The 15,136-nt window shown below is 47.0% G+C and carries 12 protein-coding genes, 2 pseudogenes and 1 riboswitch; of the genes and pseudogenes, 7 read left to right on the forward strand and 7 right to left on the reverse strand.

Annotated elements, in window-relative coordinates; genetic code table 11:
* Positions 1 to 31 precede the first annotated feature (31 nt).
* Complete coding sequence (locus NXS97_RS04280) at positions 32 to 649, forward strand: Fic family protein (protein ID WP_116219689.1); 618 nt, start codon at positions 32 to 34, stop codon at positions 647 to 649.
* On the opposite strand, the gene NXS97_RS04285 is transcribed toward NXS97_RS04280, so the two are convergent.
* Both NXS97_RS04285 and NXS97_RS04290 read right to left on the reverse strand, forming a co-directional pair.
* Positions 646 to 816 (reverse strand): hypothetical protein, encoded by a 171-nt coding sequence (locus tag NXS97_RS04285; RefSeq protein WP_181901415.1) that lies wholly within the window; start codon positions 814 to 816, stop codon positions 646 to 648. The two genes, NXS97_RS04280 and NXS97_RS04285, sit on opposite strands and share 4 nt — an antisense overlap.
* 330 nt (positions 817 to 1,146) lie before the next feature.
* A pseudogene (locus NXS97_RS04290) lies at positions 1,147 to 2,284 on the reverse strand (IS3 family transposase).
* Positions 2,285 to 2,779: 495 nt separating this feature from the next.
* On the opposite strand from NXS97_RS04290, the gene NXS97_RS04295 reads away from it, so the two are divergent.
* Genes NXS97_RS04295 through NXS97_RS04305 form a run of 3 tightly spaced genes read left to right on the forward strand, consistent with a single transcriptional unit; the run spans position 2,780 to position 4,536 of the window.
* Positions 2,780 to 3,235 (forward strand): TIR domain-containing protein, encoded by a 456-nt coding sequence (locus tag NXS97_RS04295; RefSeq protein WP_234033886.1) that lies wholly within the window; start codon positions 2,780 to 2,782, stop codon positions 3,233 to 3,235.
* Positions 3,232 to 4,089 carry a macro domain-containing protein gene (locus tag NXS97_RS04300; protein ID WP_147301582.1) on the forward strand — a complete coding sequence of 286 codons (858 nt, stop codon included), beginning with the start codon at positions 3,232 to 3,234 and terminating at the stop codon, positions 4,087 to 4,089. The genes NXS97_RS04295 and NXS97_RS04300 overlap by 4 nt, the downstream gene beginning before the upstream one ends.
* Positions 4,090 to 4,536, forward strand: a complete 447-nt coding sequence (locus NXS97_RS04305) for an HIT family protein (RefSeq protein WP_042677344.1) — start codon at positions 4,090 to 4,092, stop codon at positions 4,534 to 4,536.
* 33 nt (positions 4,537 to 4,569) lie between these two features.
* On the opposite strand, the gene NXS97_RS04310 is transcribed toward NXS97_RS04305, so the two are convergent.
* Positions 4,570 to 5,643, reverse strand: coding sequence for a hypothetical protein (locus NXS97_RS04310; protein ID WP_042677345.1), 1,074 nt, complete (start codon positions 5,641 to 5,643; stop codon positions 4,570 to 4,572).
* 103 nt (positions 5,644 to 5,746) lie between these two features.
* A complete protein-coding gene (locus NXS97_RS04315; protein ID WP_116219686.1) occupies positions 5,747 to 6,775 on the reverse strand; it encodes a hypothetical protein in 1,029 nt (342 codons plus the stop codon).
* Between the two features lie 243 nt (positions 6,776 to 7,018).
* On the opposite strand from NXS97_RS04315, the pseudogene NXS97_RS04320 reads away from it, so the two are divergent.
* Positions 7,019 to 8,130: pseudogene (locus tag NXS97_RS04320) on the forward strand (IS3 family transposase).
* A 71-nt stretch (positions 8,131 to 8,201) separates the two neighbouring features.
* Here the strand turns inward: NXS97_RS04320 and NXS97_RS04325 are convergent.
* Together NXS97_RS04325 and NXS97_RS04330 are read right to left on the reverse strand one after the other, a co-directional pair.
* Positions 8,202 to 8,591 carry a hypothetical protein gene (locus tag NXS97_RS04325; RefSeq protein ID WP_042677347.1) on the reverse strand — a complete coding sequence of 130 codons (390 nt, stop codon included), beginning with the start codon at positions 8,589 to 8,591 and terminating at the stop codon, positions 8,202 to 8,204.
* A gap of 133 nt (positions 8,592 to 8,724) precedes the next feature.
* Positions 8,725 to 9,744: a magnesium transporter gene (locus NXS97_RS04330; RefSeq protein ID WP_014606023.1), complete on the reverse strand. Its 1,020-nt coding sequence runs from the start codon at positions 9,742 to 9,744 to the stop codon at positions 8,725 to 8,727.
* Positions 9,745 to 9,817: 73 nt separating this feature from the next.
* Positions 9,818 to 9,991: riboswitch (M-box (ykoK) riboswitch) on the reverse strand.
* Between the two features lie 568 nt (positions 9,992 to 10,559).
* Here NXS97_RS04330 and NXS97_RS04335 point away from each other — a divergent pair.
* Entirely contained in the window at positions 10,560 to 11,111 is a 552-nt protein-coding gene (locus NXS97_RS04335) for a GNAT family N-acetyltransferase (RefSeq protein WP_078828626.1), read from the forward strand.
* 111 nt (positions 11,112 to 11,222) lie between these two features.
* Entirely contained in the window at positions 11,223 to 12,647 is a 1,425-nt protein-coding gene (locus NXS97_RS04340; protein WP_078828625.1) for a trehalose-6-phosphate synthase, read from the forward strand.
* 173 nt (positions 12,648 to 12,820) lie between these two features.
* On the opposite strand, the gene NXS97_RS04345 is transcribed toward NXS97_RS04340, so the two are convergent.
* The gene (locus tag NXS97_RS04345) at positions 12,821 to 14,785 is read right to left on the reverse strand and encodes a methyl-accepting chemotaxis protein (RefSeq protein WP_033775017.1); all 1,965 of its coding nucleotides are present in this window, start codon (positions 14,783 to 14,785) and stop codon (positions 12,821 to 12,823) included.
* Positions 14,786 to 15,136: the final 351 nt, after the last annotated feature.

The following is a 15,136-nucleotide window of genomic DNA, read 5'->3' on the forward strand; positions in this document are numbered from 1 at the left end:
TTCCATCCCTCTAATAACACAGGGCATCTCCATGAGCCGATACCATGTATCCAGCAGTGAAGGTCAGTATGAGAAAGACTCTGGCGAGCAAGTTTTGGCTAACAAGCTGAGGATCGCTACTTCTGATGAGATGGGTGAGGCTGAACTTGTCCTGTTAGAACAACTTTACCAGTCTGTTTTTGAAGAACAGTTCCCGGAAGGACAGCTCAGCGTAGCCATGCTAAAAAGCTGGCATCGCCGCTGGTTAGGCAACATCTACAATTGGGCTGGACAAGAAAGAGCGGTTAATATCAGCAAAGGCGGCTTTATGTTTGCCCCCTCGGCACAGTTGCCAAAACTGCTGAACGAATTCGACAGCAAGTATCTGGCTCAATACACACCGTGTAGCGGCTTGGACGAAGAACAACTCATCACCGCTATCGCCATCACCCATGTCGAGCTGATACTTATCCATCCATTCAGAGAGGGAAACGGACGCCTGTCGCGACTGCTAGCCGACGTAATGGCCGTTCAGGGTGGGTACAAACCGCTGGATTATCAAAGCTGGGAGCAAAACAAAACCCAGTATATCTCGGCTATCCATGCAGGTGTATCAATGGACTACGAGCCGATGAAACACTGGGTGAGAGAAGCATTAAGAAGGGATTAAACCGCAAGACGCAAATGAGCAAATTTTTTGCGCGTGGCTTCAAGTGAAGCTTCGATCTTCGCGGAGGGCTGCCCTGTTTCAACAGCCGTAGATGTTGCTACTGAGCGAACAATGTCAGCACGAGATGGCTTAGCGTAGCTTGCCTGAGTTTTTTTGTGGGTGCTCATAATCACTCCTGAAAAGCAGAATTTGGGCTGCAAAACATCGTTAGAACAGTATACCAAAACTTCTACGCAAATTCACATAAAGCCACCGGCAAAGACTCACTCATCGACCAAGCCCTTTAAGTAAAACATCAATCGCTAAACAGACCACATCCTTATCAGATAGGTAAGCAACAAAATGTTTCTTAATCCTCCCATGCGACAATCTGGCAGCCTGATGAAACTGAACGCTGACTTACTTAATTGATTTTATTGTATTTTAATTATCATCTCGATTAAGCCCACGAAATACAAAGATGCTTAAGAAATTGCATTTGAATCGCCACGGATAATCTAGACACTTCTGAGTCGTTGATAATACTGGTTTTCATATTCTGTCGGTGACATCTGATCGCTCGAACCATGCCGACGCTTACTGTTATAAAACATTTCGATGTAATCAAAAATATCACTTCGGGCTTCTTCCCGCGTTCCGTAGATCTTTTTCTTTATCCGTTCGCGTTTCAGTAACTCGAAAAAGCTTTCTGCAACCGCATTATCGTGGCAGTTACCGCGACGGCTCATGCTGCCCTCCAGGCTGTGTGATTTCAGGTACGATTGCCACTCATGGCTTGTGTACTGACTACCCTGGTCCGAATGAACCAGCACCTGTTTCTGTGGATTACGCCGCCATACAGCCATCAGCAGTGCCTTCAGGACAATGTCCTTTCTCATCCGGGATTGCATGGACCATGCCGATAATTTTGCGTGAGAACAGATCAACAACCACGGCAGGAAACAGCCAGCCTTCGTGGGTCCTGATGTAAGTTATGTCCGTTACCCAACGCTCATCCGGATTGAACTGTCGCTGGAGCCTGTTGGGTGACACGATACTGACCTCGCCTTTACGTGCCCGCGGACTCCGGTAGCCGACCTGAGCCTTTATCCCGACACGTTTCATCAGTCGCCAGACTCTGTTGACTCCGCACTGTTGTCCGCTGTCCCGCAGATCCAGATGGATCCTGCGATAACCACAGACGGATCCCGATCCCAGCCAGAACTGTTTAATCTGTCCCGTCAGTCTCAGGTCTGCCTGATGGCGTGTGAATGCGGCTGCTTAAGCCAGACGTAAAAACCACTGGGATGAACATCCAGCACCCGACAGAGCAGGCGAACAGGCCAGCAACGGGTGTTGTCACGGATAAAGGCGTACCTCAGTCGGACAGCTTTGCGAAGTACCCGCGGCTTTTTTTAATATGTCCCGTTCGTCGGTAACTCGCTTCAGCTCTTTCTGGAGACGGCGAATCCCGGCCTGAGCATCAGACTGTTCTTTATGAATGGAAGAATCCGGACCGTACTTCTTTATCCAGGCGTAAAGGCTGTGGGTGGTGATATCAAGACGTGTTGCAACGCAGGAAACAAAATAATCACGATCAACAACCTGTTTGACTGCTTCAATTTTAAACTCTTCAGGATAACGCTTACCGCTCATGTGCACCTCTCTTTAAGTCATCTTAAATGACTCTGAGGTGTCAGTTAAACTCGTGGCGATTCATTGCGGTGTACGACGCCTGCGTCGCTCAGGTCCTGATAATACTTCAACCATCTTATTATTCTGACTGGTGTTAAACATAGGTCTAAGACTACCTCATATTTTAAGAGAGGCAAAGTGTCTGGCGATCTATGGGGCTAGTCTAGCTCAGCACATGGTAGTGCAAACGTTTCATACGAGGAGTGGTCCTTACTAAGATTGTGTAACGCAAATGTGTGATACAATAAAACCATAATTGAAAATATTCCTTTGATTTATAGATGAAATATGCTAATTAATACGATACTTACCTAACGCTGGTATAACGCCACTGACATTTAAAAATCGAACTTAAATTCATTTAGAAAAACTATTTAAATAGAGAGGGAATAATGAGCTATAAAAATAAAACTTATGTTGCCTTTGCAAGTGAAGACGATACATATGTATCGTCTCATGGAAGCATGGCGTGATAATAAAGAAATTGATTTTAACTTCTATGATGCTCACGATTTATTTATCTCCAGAGATTCCAGTCAAAGAGAAACAATAAAAAGAAACCTCAGGGAAAGATTGAAAAACGCTAAACAAGCAGTTTTGATAGGAACACCAACGGCAAAATCTAAAGGTGGTGACGGATATTCATTTTTAGCACATGAAATATCGGTTATTATGGATTTTAATCTACCAATTTTAATTGCCAATAAAAATGGCAGCAGAAGTATTGACTATGCCAATATACCAAAACCATTAATCGATAACAATTATTACACCATATCAACATCTTTCCAACCGACAATTATAAAATTTGCTCTGGATGAATATACACCTTTCTTTCATTCAGATAAATCAATAACGGGACCTCACTTTTATAAAGATGAAATATACACTAACTTAGGTCTTGATAAGTGAATATCATAAATGACTTAAAAACCATGCGATTCTGGCGCTATTTTATAATAAATTCGCTTGCATGCTTGGGTTTTACCTCTGCTTCTATGCAGTTTCTATCAATGATTACACCAAAGGCTTTTTCAGAATATTACCAGTCACAATATTTTGTTTTATCGATATCAGTTTTATCTATCATCTATGGGGTATACAAATCATGGCCAAGACCAATTGAGGAGGAATATTCAAAACCTAACACCAAAATTAAAATAATCAAAGGTGATATTCTAAATCAAGATACTCATATTGTGGTCGGGATGTGTGATACTTTCGACACCCAGACTCCTAATATTATTGCAAGAAATAGCCTGCAAGGGCAGTTGTTAGAAAAGAATTTTAACAATGACATTGAAAATTTTGATCGTCTTATTGATTCAAAACTTATAAATATGGTACCAATTTCTACCATAGAAAAAATTGGACGGAAGAAAAAATACGAGATAGGAAGCGTTATAACCTTGGATCATATTCCAAAAAAAACGTACCTTCTTGCCTACTGTAATATGAACGAATACAACGAAGCACACGGAACTGTTGATAGTGTATGGAAAAGTTTAGCTAAACTTTGGGAGAGTATTTCACTCTCTGCAAATGGAGAACCTGTTGCCATTCCTGTAATAGGAGGAGGACAGGCAAGATTGTCAAATGTCCTACCTGCACAAGACTCAATTAGGCTTATAATAATGTCTTATATTTTTGCTTCTCGGCATAAAAAAATATGTGATGAATTGCGCATCATTGTTCGCCCTTCTGATTATGATAAATTAGATCGAATGGAACTAAAATCTTTTTTATCCTCCTTAAGGAAATCTTAGATGAAATCAAACAGTATATGTGTACCAACAGAGAAGAAATGCTCATTCTGCTCATATCTTAGGAAAGATCGCCCATACACGATTTTATATAGAAATGAATTAGTTGCCATATTAGTAACAAAAGAGCAAAGAGGAGAGCCGCATTTATTGATAATTCCTTGCGCTCATAGAGAAACCGTTTTAGATTTAACTGACAAAGAAATGATGATGATTTCTATCTTACTAAAGAAGGTTGCCAAAGCAATTGTTAAAGCATATAAAAGTGAGGGTATTTCAATATGGCAAAATAATGGAATCCCTGCAAGCCAATCAATCCCACATATGCATTTTCACATCGCGGGGACACTTAAAGGAGGAGGCACGGATTGGGGTGATGTACCTGAATTGACATTAGATGAAACACAACAGATTGCTAATAAAATCAATATACACCTTCATCTCACTTAACAAGAGTTGACCAATTACATTGTGTATTTACTATCAAAGATGAATAAAATCCGCATAATCTGACATTGTTCCTATCGAAAAATAAAGTGGCTCCAAATTAGTTGAGATACGGCTTCGAGATCTGAATGCTATCCGAAATTCTTTTTGATAAGCATAAGAAAAATGTTTTGCCATTTCTGGGATTTTAAATTTCGTATAGTCTCGATATGGATCATAATATGTCACCCTTCCCTCCATTGGGATCCAATCTCCGAATAGAGCCAAAAATGTTGAAATAAACTTTTGTTTAAAAATCTCGGGGGAATGGATAACAATTGCTGAATCGGCTTCAAAGTCAGTGGGCATCCGATAATGTATTTTCTCGCAAAGGCTAAAAAGATAATAGTCATCAAAAGTTAAAGGTAATACTATGTCATCATCGAAAAATTCGAGCTTATTTCCTTGTAAATTAATATAGTTTTTACCAGCAAGTCGCTCCTTATAGGTAGGGATGAAAAATATTCGGCTTGTTTCATCATCCCTGATGGAATTAAGAAATCCTTCTTTGTTGTAATAATCTGCGTTAGCTAAACGAATAGTACCGTTTTGAAACATTGGCTCAAGGAACTCCCGCTTACCATATTTAACAAGATAGGGTCTATCTGGCGGCGTATACCCATCGAACAGAGTCAGGCCAAAAGGCTTACCATGCTCAAAGTATTTAATAAGTGGCTGACGCGCAGCTTGAATAACGTCCGCAGAAGCCATCCCATTGGCCCTCACTCCATACTCTTCGAGCATATGAGTAAAGGTTTGCATAAACTCATCAGTTTCTTGCATTGAGACAGGTGTTAATTTACCTTCAACGCTTATTTCTGACACATTCATGAAGATGTTTTTAAACCGCTCATCGACTCTGTCATCTGGAGCGCCTACCAAATATGGATGTGATAAATAAGAATGACGCCATGTTTCATGCAAAGCAAGTCGATTGTGCTTAGTTGCTTGATACTCATAATATCGCTTATTCTTAGCTATTTTTTCAAGACGACCGCGTAGCAATTCAAGAGTAACATTTGTCATATGGAGCAATCTTATGTTGATTAATTTTTCTTGCGCACTGGTCATTAAAATTAGCATTCATACTTTTTAAATCAGTCAAATATTCATTTAAAACATTTTGAGTGCTCCCCTTTTCATTCCGAAATTAATTGCACATTACCTTTCACTTTCAGTCCTTTTTCTTTACATTTGATGGGAGAATCATCTTATTATTTTCTGTTCCAACGCTTATTCCCAGACTCAAATTGGTAGGCATTCTTTCCATTGCAATCAGTATCGATTTATGAACTATAATGCTTTTATCAGCAAGTAAAGCGTATGATGGAAACCACTTGTTGGCTTCATTGTCCCATTCATAAGTTAGTTGAGTTGGTGGGTTACCTCGTTTTTTTATTTTACGTATCAATTCAGCTGCTTGTACACCTCCCTCTGATAGAGCATCATGAGCCATATAGTGAAGCTTGACATTCTTGCCGCGAAGCAAGAAAGAAACCTGGCACCCATCCTGCCAAGAAATAATATTAATTATGGGATTTTTCCTGTCAGACATACTGCTAAGGAATTTCTTCATCCAATCATGTAATGCTTGATAAGTTCGCTTACCAGCCTCTGATGCAACAGCCGTTACAAAAGGATTCCAGACAATAGCTAAATATCCAATGCCAATACTGATTAGCTCCTGAGTTATTTCAGCAGCATTATATGAAAACTCAGTATGTTTTATTCTTATTGGTGCATTTGCTGTTACGCTCTCAATCCATTTTGAGTCAACTTCCCTTGGATCTAAGGCTAATTCTATCTGTGCATTATCAGGCAAATCAGGGATGTGTTTGGGAGAAGGATACGAGATCTCTAAGTTGAAATTTAGATCGCTAAATTTTAACACATTTCCGCCAGCATAAAATCCTACTACAGCAGCAACAAAAACGATGCCAGATAAGGTCTCGAAGACGGCAGACTCTAAAATTTGGCCTTTAGGATTACCTGGATCATGGTTGTGCAACATTATAAACGGGTCGCGATTAATTCTTTTTGATAAGTCTTGAGGATCGACAGGTACAATTAATTGCCCGTTAATATCTTTATCATTAGTCCAGATAACTGCTGGCTCAAATCGTCCGTAAATACTAATGGAATGTCTTTTAAGGGCAGCATCAACCCAATTTCGGGCTTTGGGATCATTGAGCAGATGAGACATGGAGCCACCTAAAAATAAGAAGGATACTTTAGTATATCATTGAAACGAAAGGCAAGTTGTGAAACTGTATAAGATTTTAAAATTTAACTTATGCCTTCTGAGCAGTTAACAAGTGTTCAGCACATGCCGTTTAACTCACCACCTCCACCGTCACCCCACTCATATGTAAGTATCCCGGCAAAACGAGCCATTCACTTTTAGAGATCTTCCGACATACTGATTATGTCCCCTGAGGAGATCGCCATGCGCAAAGCTCGATTTACCGAACACCAGATCATCGCCGTTCTGAAGTCCGTCGAAGCCGGACGCACCGTCAAGGATGTCTGCCGCGAAGCCGGTATCTCTGAAGCCAGCTATTACAACTGGAAAGCGAAGTTCGGCGACATGGAAGCCTCTGAAATCAAAAAGATGAAGGACCCTGAGGATGAAAACCGCCGGCTGAAACAGATGTTTGCGGACCTGAGTCTCGAGTGCCGTGTACTGAAAGACGTTATTGAAAAAAAGCTTTAAAACCAGTGATAAAGCGTGAACTCGTCAGCTATCTGAGGACGCAATTTGCCATGAGTTTACGCCAGGCTTGCAGGACGTGATCGCTGAGCAGGACGGTGTATTTTTATCAGCCCGATACCCGGCGTGATGAACCAGTGATCCACGCGCTGACTGAACTGGCAGAACGCTATCCGCGCTACGGTTTTAAGAAGCTGTTCCAGCTGCTGCGCAGGCAGGGCAATACCCGGAACCATAAACGCGTTCACCGGGTTTATTGCCTGCTCAAACTGAATTTTCGTCGCGAAGGAAAACAGCGGCTGGCTGTGCGTAATCCAGCACCACTGGCGACGCCGCAAGCGCTGAACCATAGCTGGTCCGTCGATTTTATGCACGATGCGCTGGTCTGCGGCAGGCGCTTCCGGACCTTCAATGTTGTGGATGATTTTAATCGTGAAGCACTGGCGACAGAAATCGACCTGAATATCCCGGCTCAGCGAGTCATCCGGGTGCTGGACAGGATCGTGGCAAAGCGCGGCTACCCGCTGAAAATGCGGATGGACAACGGACCAGAACTGGTCTCACTGGCGCTGGCACAATGGGCCGAAGAACATGACGTACAGCTCGAATTTATCTAGCCGGGAAAACCAACGCAGAACGCCTTTATCGAACGGTTTAACCGGACGTACCGAACAGAAATCCTGGATTTTTACCTGTTCAGAACGCTGAATGAAGCTCGGGAAATCACAAGTCGCTGGCTGATGGAATACAACAGCGAGCGGCCTCATGAATCCCTGAATAACCTGACACCGGAGGAGTACCGGCTGATGGCCGAAAAACCGGAAACCTCAAAAAGTGCGTGGAACTAAAACGGGTGTGCTTACACTACTACGCTTAACGAATACGACTGTTTCTTCGCATTCGCAACAACCATCTGGCATTACTCAGCCTGGTAAAGACGTCCCTCGCCCGACCTCGCCTTCCGCCACACTTCATCATCCGTCAGTTCAGTCTGGATGAGTTCAATCGGCACGCCAGCATCGTTAATCATCGCAACAAAAAAGCCGTCGATCGGCTCATAGGGCCCAAGTATAACCTCCTCATCGCGAATGGCCTCCAGGAGATCGGCCACCTTAAATGCCACATGTGGCACAGTACGGATCAGATGATGCAAAGGTGAATCGACTTCAAACCGTTGCCACTGCACCCGGAACTGGCCTGGGTTGTCGGCGGTGTACATGCCGGCACTTTGACTGTAACTGCCGTCTTGCAGGCCATCACTGACTGGAATCCCTAAGTGGTGAAAATCATACTGTAGGTGTTTTTTCAACGTTGTAATCCTGAGGGTTAATGTCTGTCAGACAGATAGGGTAACAAGCCAGTAATGATTACCTGCATTTTCGCGCCACCCGAGTAACCTGATGGCGCCTGGAGCGTTTGATGAGGCAGAGGCAGAGGCCGAATCAAATTCCCATCACATACTGCGCGATTTTGAAATAAATGATGAGCCCTGTGCCGTCAATAAAAGTGGCAATAAAGGGCGCAGAAACCACCGCCGGATCAACCCCTAACTTTTTCAGTAACATCGGTATGATTGACGACACAATCGCGCTCCACACAGTAATGGCCACCAGCGAAAGACTGACAACCAGCGTGACCTCTGCGCCAACGCCCATCATCCATGCCCGTATCCATGCCGCAAGGCCTATAGTGGCCGCGATCAGCAGGGACGTGGAGATTTCTTTGCGTAGCACTGCACCAAGCCTTGCCAGACTAACCTCCCCTAACGCCATGGCCCGCACTAGGGTAGAGGTGATCTGTGTACCGCTATTGCCGCCGGTGCCAATCAACAGAGGAATAAAAAAGGCGAGCGCAATTGCCGCCTCCAGCTGATCTTCAAAGGCTTTCAGGACATTGCCTGTATAGGCCTCAGCCACAAAGAGCATCAGCAACCAGACGGCTCTTTTTCGCCAGAGCGCCCAAGGACTGGTTTCAAGATAAGGTTTGTCCAGCGGCAGACTGGCGCCCTGACGCTGTGCATCTGCGGTGTTCTCATCCGCAATCAGGCGTGCAATCTCACGTTCACCCAGTACACCAACCAGCGTATGGTTGGCGACGACGGGCAGAATATCAATATTCTCCTCCATTAAAATATGGGCAATATCACCGCGACTGTCATCCGGCGTCACTTTCGTGAAAGCATGACGCATCATGACACCAACCGGTTTATCTTCATCATGACACTGCAATAATGTTTTAACCGCAAGCGTGCCGCGTAAATGGTAATCACGCGCGGTAATAAAGACTAACGAGGGGATCTCATTTGTTTTTAACTGCGACAGAAAATAAAGCTTTGCTTCTTTTACCGTCAGTGTGTAGGGGAGCGTAATAAAATTCGGGTTCATATACTGCGCAACGGAGGCGTCATTTACGCCGTCAGCATTGAGGCGCGAACCGGTAGAAAGATGCTGTATTTTTTGCATTGAAGTGTCCCTATATCGGCTAAAACGTCATCAGCGAATCGTACAGGGGCGTAACCAAAGAGGGAGTGAACGTAGGCTATCTCCGCGTCCAGGTTTTAGCACTATACAACGTATCTGATTCATTAATCAGAAGTTACCTTGGGCTGAACCTTAATCCGATAAAGCCTGTCTTAACCTTGGGCATCTCTCGATGTCGTCAGATCAGTAACCTGTGTTTGTATAGGAGCCTCGCCAAACGAGATACTGTGTACTTAAAACGCGGCTAATATAGAGGGAGAATGCTGATATAAAAAGAAACAATCCATTTTTATTGAGATTACGTTTAAGGAATTACAAAAATATAAATAAAAATACTTTTCATTAATGTTCTTGGTAGGCAATCATAGAAATCCCCCTTTCTGAATAGTTCAGCGTAATCAGTTACGCTTCCTGTGCCACTTCATTTCCCAACCCAATGAACATTCGTCAATAATCGTTGGTAAAACGTGGGAGCCTGTACCTGAATTTACCCAAATACTGTCTTAGCCGTTTATCAGTGACGTCATTTAACGCATATAAGTCTCCATTCTGCAGGGATGAATATTTGCTAAGAAGGCTCACGAGACATTTCAGGCACACAGTCAGCTTTCAGACACAGTCGCTATGTTTAAGACCGATCCCTTAACACCTGATAATGGGTACAGCCAGCCCATATCACCGCTTTTCCTTTGCATCCTTTTTACACCTCGCCATTTCTTTTTTACGCCACTTTTACACGCCGGGCGTTTTAATCAACGGCACCGGGTACTCATGGCCCATGCATAAGGAAGTCGTTGATGAAATGCGTTAATGCGCCCTTTTCTCTGCCTGTCAGTGGCGATGCCGCTTTAATCGAGCTGGCTGAGCAGCAACGTCTTCGGCTGATGTCACCCCGTAAATGGTTCAGAGACGCGATTGAGGTCAACACCGATCCGAACAGGCTTAACCCCCGGCTGATTGCTCAATGGCTGGGGGCGACAATCCCCGATGCGCGCCTTCTGACGCTGGCGTTGAACAGCAGTCTCTGTTTTGGCGTCTACCGTAATGCACGACAAATCGGCTTTGCACGCGTCATAACCGATATGGCCGAAACCTGGGTAATCCAGGATCTGTTTATTTCGCCAGAATATCGGTTTATCGGTCTGGGATCCTGGCTATTGCGCTGCTGTCTGTCGCATCCAGGTGCCTGCGGCTGCCATCGTATTATCGCCCTGAGTGAATCCGCACCAGAGTTTCTTCAACACAACGGCTTAATCTGTCATCCCTCACTGCCGGGTATTTACGTGGCGCCGCCTCTGTATCACGGCGTTGACTACCCAGCAGGCTCCGATATCACACGTAGACATTAAGCGACTATAACGATGAGCAGCCTGCTTCAGTTTCTCATTCGGCCTCAATTATCCAGCTGTTGGTCGTTAAGCAATGCGACTGACGAACCTCTGTCTCACAAGGAAAACACCATGTCAGGTCTTATCCTGGTATCACATAATCATTCTCAACGTTCCACGCTTACTGCGATTTATGAAGGCATTCTCGCCCATCAAGGTGGGCTCTGGGTGAGCTGGGATGGCCAGACCGCAGTTCTGCCATCAGATACGGCAAGACCTCTGTCATCTCAGCAGAAAGATCACTATGAAACCCTGACCTTTCCCCTGACACCCGGCGAGGCGAATGAGGGTTATCACAATTACGTACATAAAGGACTCTGGCCTGTTTTCCACCAGCGCCCGGATCTGGCCCGTTTTTCCGCTGACGGCTATCGGGAATATAAAAATATTAATGAGGCTTATGCGCGTGCTATTTGTGAGCACACCCTGCCCGAGGACAGAATCTGGATACAGGATTATCATCTGCTGGGTTGCGCCCGCTATCTTCGCGAAGCCGGTTTGACCAATCCAGTGGGCTTTTTTCTGCATCAGCCTTTCCCATCGGGCAAGATGTTTGAGGCCATTCCCGACTGGCGCTGGCTCACCGAATCCCTGCTGTGCTGTGACGTGATCGGTTTTCAAACGGTACAGGACATGAACAACTTTATTGTCTGGCTGGAAAGTGAATTCCGTACAGAGCGTTTGGCTGGCGACAGCTTTCGGGTACAAGGCCGTATTGTCCGCCTCGGCGTCTTTCCTGTGGGGATTGACCTTGACGATGCCCGCTGCCTGCGCGACAGCAATAGCTGTGCCTTCATGGAAATGCAGTGCCGCGAAAACTTGCCAGAAAATACCGTACTGAGTGGCGGCCATCTTGATGACAGTGCCGGGCTGCCTTACCGAATCAGCGCCGTGGAAGTGCTGCTGCGCAAACATGCTGTTTACCAAAAAAATATTACCCTGTTGCAGCTGGCTCCGCCCTCTGCCGGGTATGCGCATCGCGCGCCGGAAATCAGTCACACCTTAGAAACCCTGTGCGGCGAGTTTAACGGCGTGCACGGCATGATGAACTGGTATCCGGTGAACTGTCTGACGCATGCTTACAGTCGGGAAGAGCAGGCGGGAATCTATCGCGCTTCCCGTGTTGCGCTGGTGACCCCACTGATGGCGGGCATGAGCCTGATGGCGAAGATGTATGTTGCACTTCAGGATCCCGATAACCCTGGCGTGCTGATCCTGTCACAGTTTGCAGGCGCAGCAGAGCAGATGGACGGCGCGATAATCGTCAATCCTTACGATCCCGATGCGATGGCCGATGCCATTCATAGCGCACTGCTGATGCCGGTCAGGGAACGGCGTCATCTTCACGCGCGTCTGATGAAGGGATTGCATTTGCACAGCAGTCATCGCTGGTCTCAGGCATTTTTGTCTATGCTGAGCGATCAGCCCGTGATGCCCGGGCCGGTCGTCGCAACCGCCCCCTCTTTGCGTCTGAACAGTAGTCGGGCCCGATACTGACGTTACCGTCCTCAGTAAGCGGCAGGTCTGCATCGCCTCTGCTTTGCAGACCGGGCTTTTAGCTGCAACACAACGGTGAAATAGCCTGAAAACGGCTCAGCCCTGAGCCATTTTCATCAAGCTATTGAATCGCAGCCGCTGGTGCAGCGTGGTGATAACGGCTGAGGCGTGCGTTAACGAGAAGCCGAAAGGGTTTGCAGCACTTTCAGCTCGGCCACCGCTTCCTGCATGGCATCCATTCCCGCCGTTAAGGTGCGCAGGCTATCCAGCTGTTTCGCCATACCTGCCCGCTCATGGCGGGTGCGGTCGCTCATCGCCGCTATGGCATCGGCTGCGTGGATACTGCGCTCTGCCATGTCCGTGGCAGTTTGCACGGTGTTTGTCGCCACATTGCGAATGCGGGAAATCGTGCTGACCGCATCGTTGATATTGCTTGCCGTGGCTTCCGCCTGCTCTTTGGAGGATTGCGCCAGACGACGCACTTCTCCGGCGACAACCGCAAACCCCCTGCCCGCCTCACCCGCACGGGCGGCTTCAACAGCCGCATTAAGCGCCAGAATATTGGTCTGGAACGCGATATTGCTGATGCCATGCGTAATGACGTTGATACCATTGGAGATCGACTCCAGATCGTCCAACCCGTCGCCTAAGCGGCCCTGTGCCTGCTGGCTCTCTTTGGCGATATCGCTGATAGCGCGGATGCTGCTCTCGGCCATCGTCAACGCCTCACTCTGGCTCTGGGTTGCCGCCTCAAGCACCGGCAGTGCCTGGACGATAGGCGCTAACTCCTGTTGATAATTCACCACGCGCGCCAGCACGTCAGACTGCACCCTGTTCAGCGCCTCCCAGCGACGCAGGGCGCGCTGAGCGTAGTGAGCCGCATAGCTGGCATATTCCACCGGGAATTGCGCCATCGCATTGACGCTGTGATTAAAGAACACCAGCGCAGAGAGCGTCTGGTTGATCGGCACGCCGAGAATCTCACCAAAACTGGAGAAGCCGGCGGCCGGGATCCCTTTAAAGAAATGCGCATCGTGCAGCTTATCGGCATTCCCTACGCGACGCAGTATGCAATCGTTCATCAGAATCGCTGCCGGTTTGCCGTGGCGTTGGGTAAAGGCCTGCCAGTCACGCTGCGTGGCCTGTTTAAAATCGGTTTCGCGCATTAAGTAAAGCCGATCGCCAAATTCCAGGTCGCAGAAAAACTGTACGCTCTGGCTGTCCATTTTCGCCACGGAACGAATAAAGAAGGCTTCGCCTACCTTGACGGCAAATGTCAGACCTTTAAGCCGCTCGCTGAGCTGCTGTTCGTTGCAGCCAAGATGTTCGGCCAGCGCCTGGGTGAATGGCTGCTGCTGTCCCTGCGCGTTGAACACCGACGTCAACGTACGCTTTACCGGATCGGCCTCTGCAATCAGCCAGCTTTTATTCAGCGGTTCGAAATTCTGGCTTTTGAAGGGTGCGAAGGATTTACCCGCTGCCATTTTGCAGAACACGATAACGGCCTTGCCCTGCAGCACACGACCGCCGACACCCATCCATGTGCCGTCAAAGGTTGCACGTCCTCCTGCGGAGCCACCAATCGCCAGGCACGGAAAGCGCCCTGTGTTATACCAGGCCTGCATCAGAAAGCCTTCTGATGCGGACAGTCCGTCGCAGTAAATCATAGCGAAGGTGCGATCGGCAGAAAGCGGCATGCGCAGCTTCAGTGCGGCCAATTCATGCTGAATGGCGCTGATGCGATCGGTCGCCGTGTGCGTGTCGTGAAGATGCAGATCGACAATGTGCGTTTCATGCTCCGCTATCAGGTTGCGAGGCAGCCAGAGCCAGCTGCCCTCTTGTCCGTCTCCCTTGCAGTAAGTTGTCTGCTTGCCGCTGGCGCTGAGCGCCCCGTTCGAGGAGAGCGTAATGACGGTCAGATCCGCCGATGTTAAACGTTGCCATGCCTGACTGACCTTCTGAAAATCTGCCTCTGGCGGTACAAACGTCAGCAAAATACCCGCAGCACGTTTGCTAAGGCCTGCAGCAGAGAGCGATGCAGGTAAGCTTTCACAGTGAAAGATCCCGTCCGCGGGCCGAGCGGCCCCTGCAAAACGGGAACCGGTTAAGCTTCTGGTCATTGTCTTAATGACAGACATATTGTTATTTCCATTGTAATTAAAAGGAATGCACGTACTGGTGTTGTAAAAAAGAGGGCCAAATGCTGCGCCGGTATGACCAGCACGCATGAGCCCTCTTCAGCCCCAAAAATGAGCTGAGCATGCGTTATCGACTCACGCGGCCATAGCTTCAGCGATTACCGGGATTATTATTAGCGATGCGTGCGGGTAAGCGTTTGCGTTTGATGTCCGTCAGGTACAGAGAAAGTTTGCGCCAGTTTAAAAGAATGAACGTCGGCTCAGAGCGATCTGCGGACATTGCAGATATCGCTACGCATTACCCCCTGTAGATCAGGTCACAGACTTATATTCTAAGAGTCATGGCCGGGT

The sequence above is a fragment of the Pantoea sp. B623 genome, from assembly GCF_024814475.1.
In the GTDB taxonomy this organism is placed as follows: Bacteria; Pseudomonadota; Gammaproteobacteria; order Enterobacterales; family Enterobacteriaceae; genus Pantoea; species Pantoea ananatis.

Excerpts from the sequence above, each read along its gene's own strand:
- NXS97_RS04280 (WP_116219689.1), top strand. The coding sequence starts at position 32 with ATGAGCCGATACCATGTATCCAGCAGTGAAGGTCAGTATGAGAAAGAC.
- NXS97_RS04285 (WP_181901415.1), bottom strand. The coding sequence starts at position 816 with ATGAGCACCCACAAAAAAACTCAGGCAAGCTACGCTAAGCCATCTCGT.
- NXS97_RS04295 (WP_234033886.1), top strand. The coding sequence starts at position 2,780 with ATGGAAGCATGGCGTGATAATAAAGAAATTGATTTTAACTTCTATGAT.
- NXS97_RS04305 (WP_042677344.1), top strand. The coding sequence starts at position 4,090 with ATGAAATCAAACAGTATATGTGTACCAACAGAGAAGAAATGCTCATTC.
- NXS97_RS04310 (WP_042677345.1), bottom strand. The coding sequence starts at position 5,643 with ATGACCAGTGCGCAAGAAAAATTAATCAACATAAGATTGCTCCATATG.
- NXS97_RS04315 (WP_116219686.1), bottom strand. The coding sequence starts at position 6,775 with ATGTCTCATCTGCTCAATGATCCCAAAGCCCGAAATTGGGTTGATGCT.
- NXS97_RS04330 (WP_014606023.1), bottom strand. The coding sequence starts at position 9,744 with ATGCAAAAAATACAGCATCTTTCTACCGGTTCGCGCCTCAATGCTGAC.
- NXS97_RS04335 (WP_078828626.1), top strand. The coding sequence starts at position 10,560 with ATGAAATGCGTTAATGCGCCCTTTTCTCTGCCTGTCAGTGGCGATGCC.
- NXS97_RS04340 (WP_078828625.1), top strand. The coding sequence starts at position 11,223 with ATGTCAGGTCTTATCCTGGTATCACATAATCATTCTCAACGTTCCACG.
- NXS97_RS04345 (WP_033775017.1), bottom strand. The coding sequence starts at position 14,785 with ATGTCTGTCATTAAGACAATGACCAGAAGCTTAACCGGTTCCCGTTTT.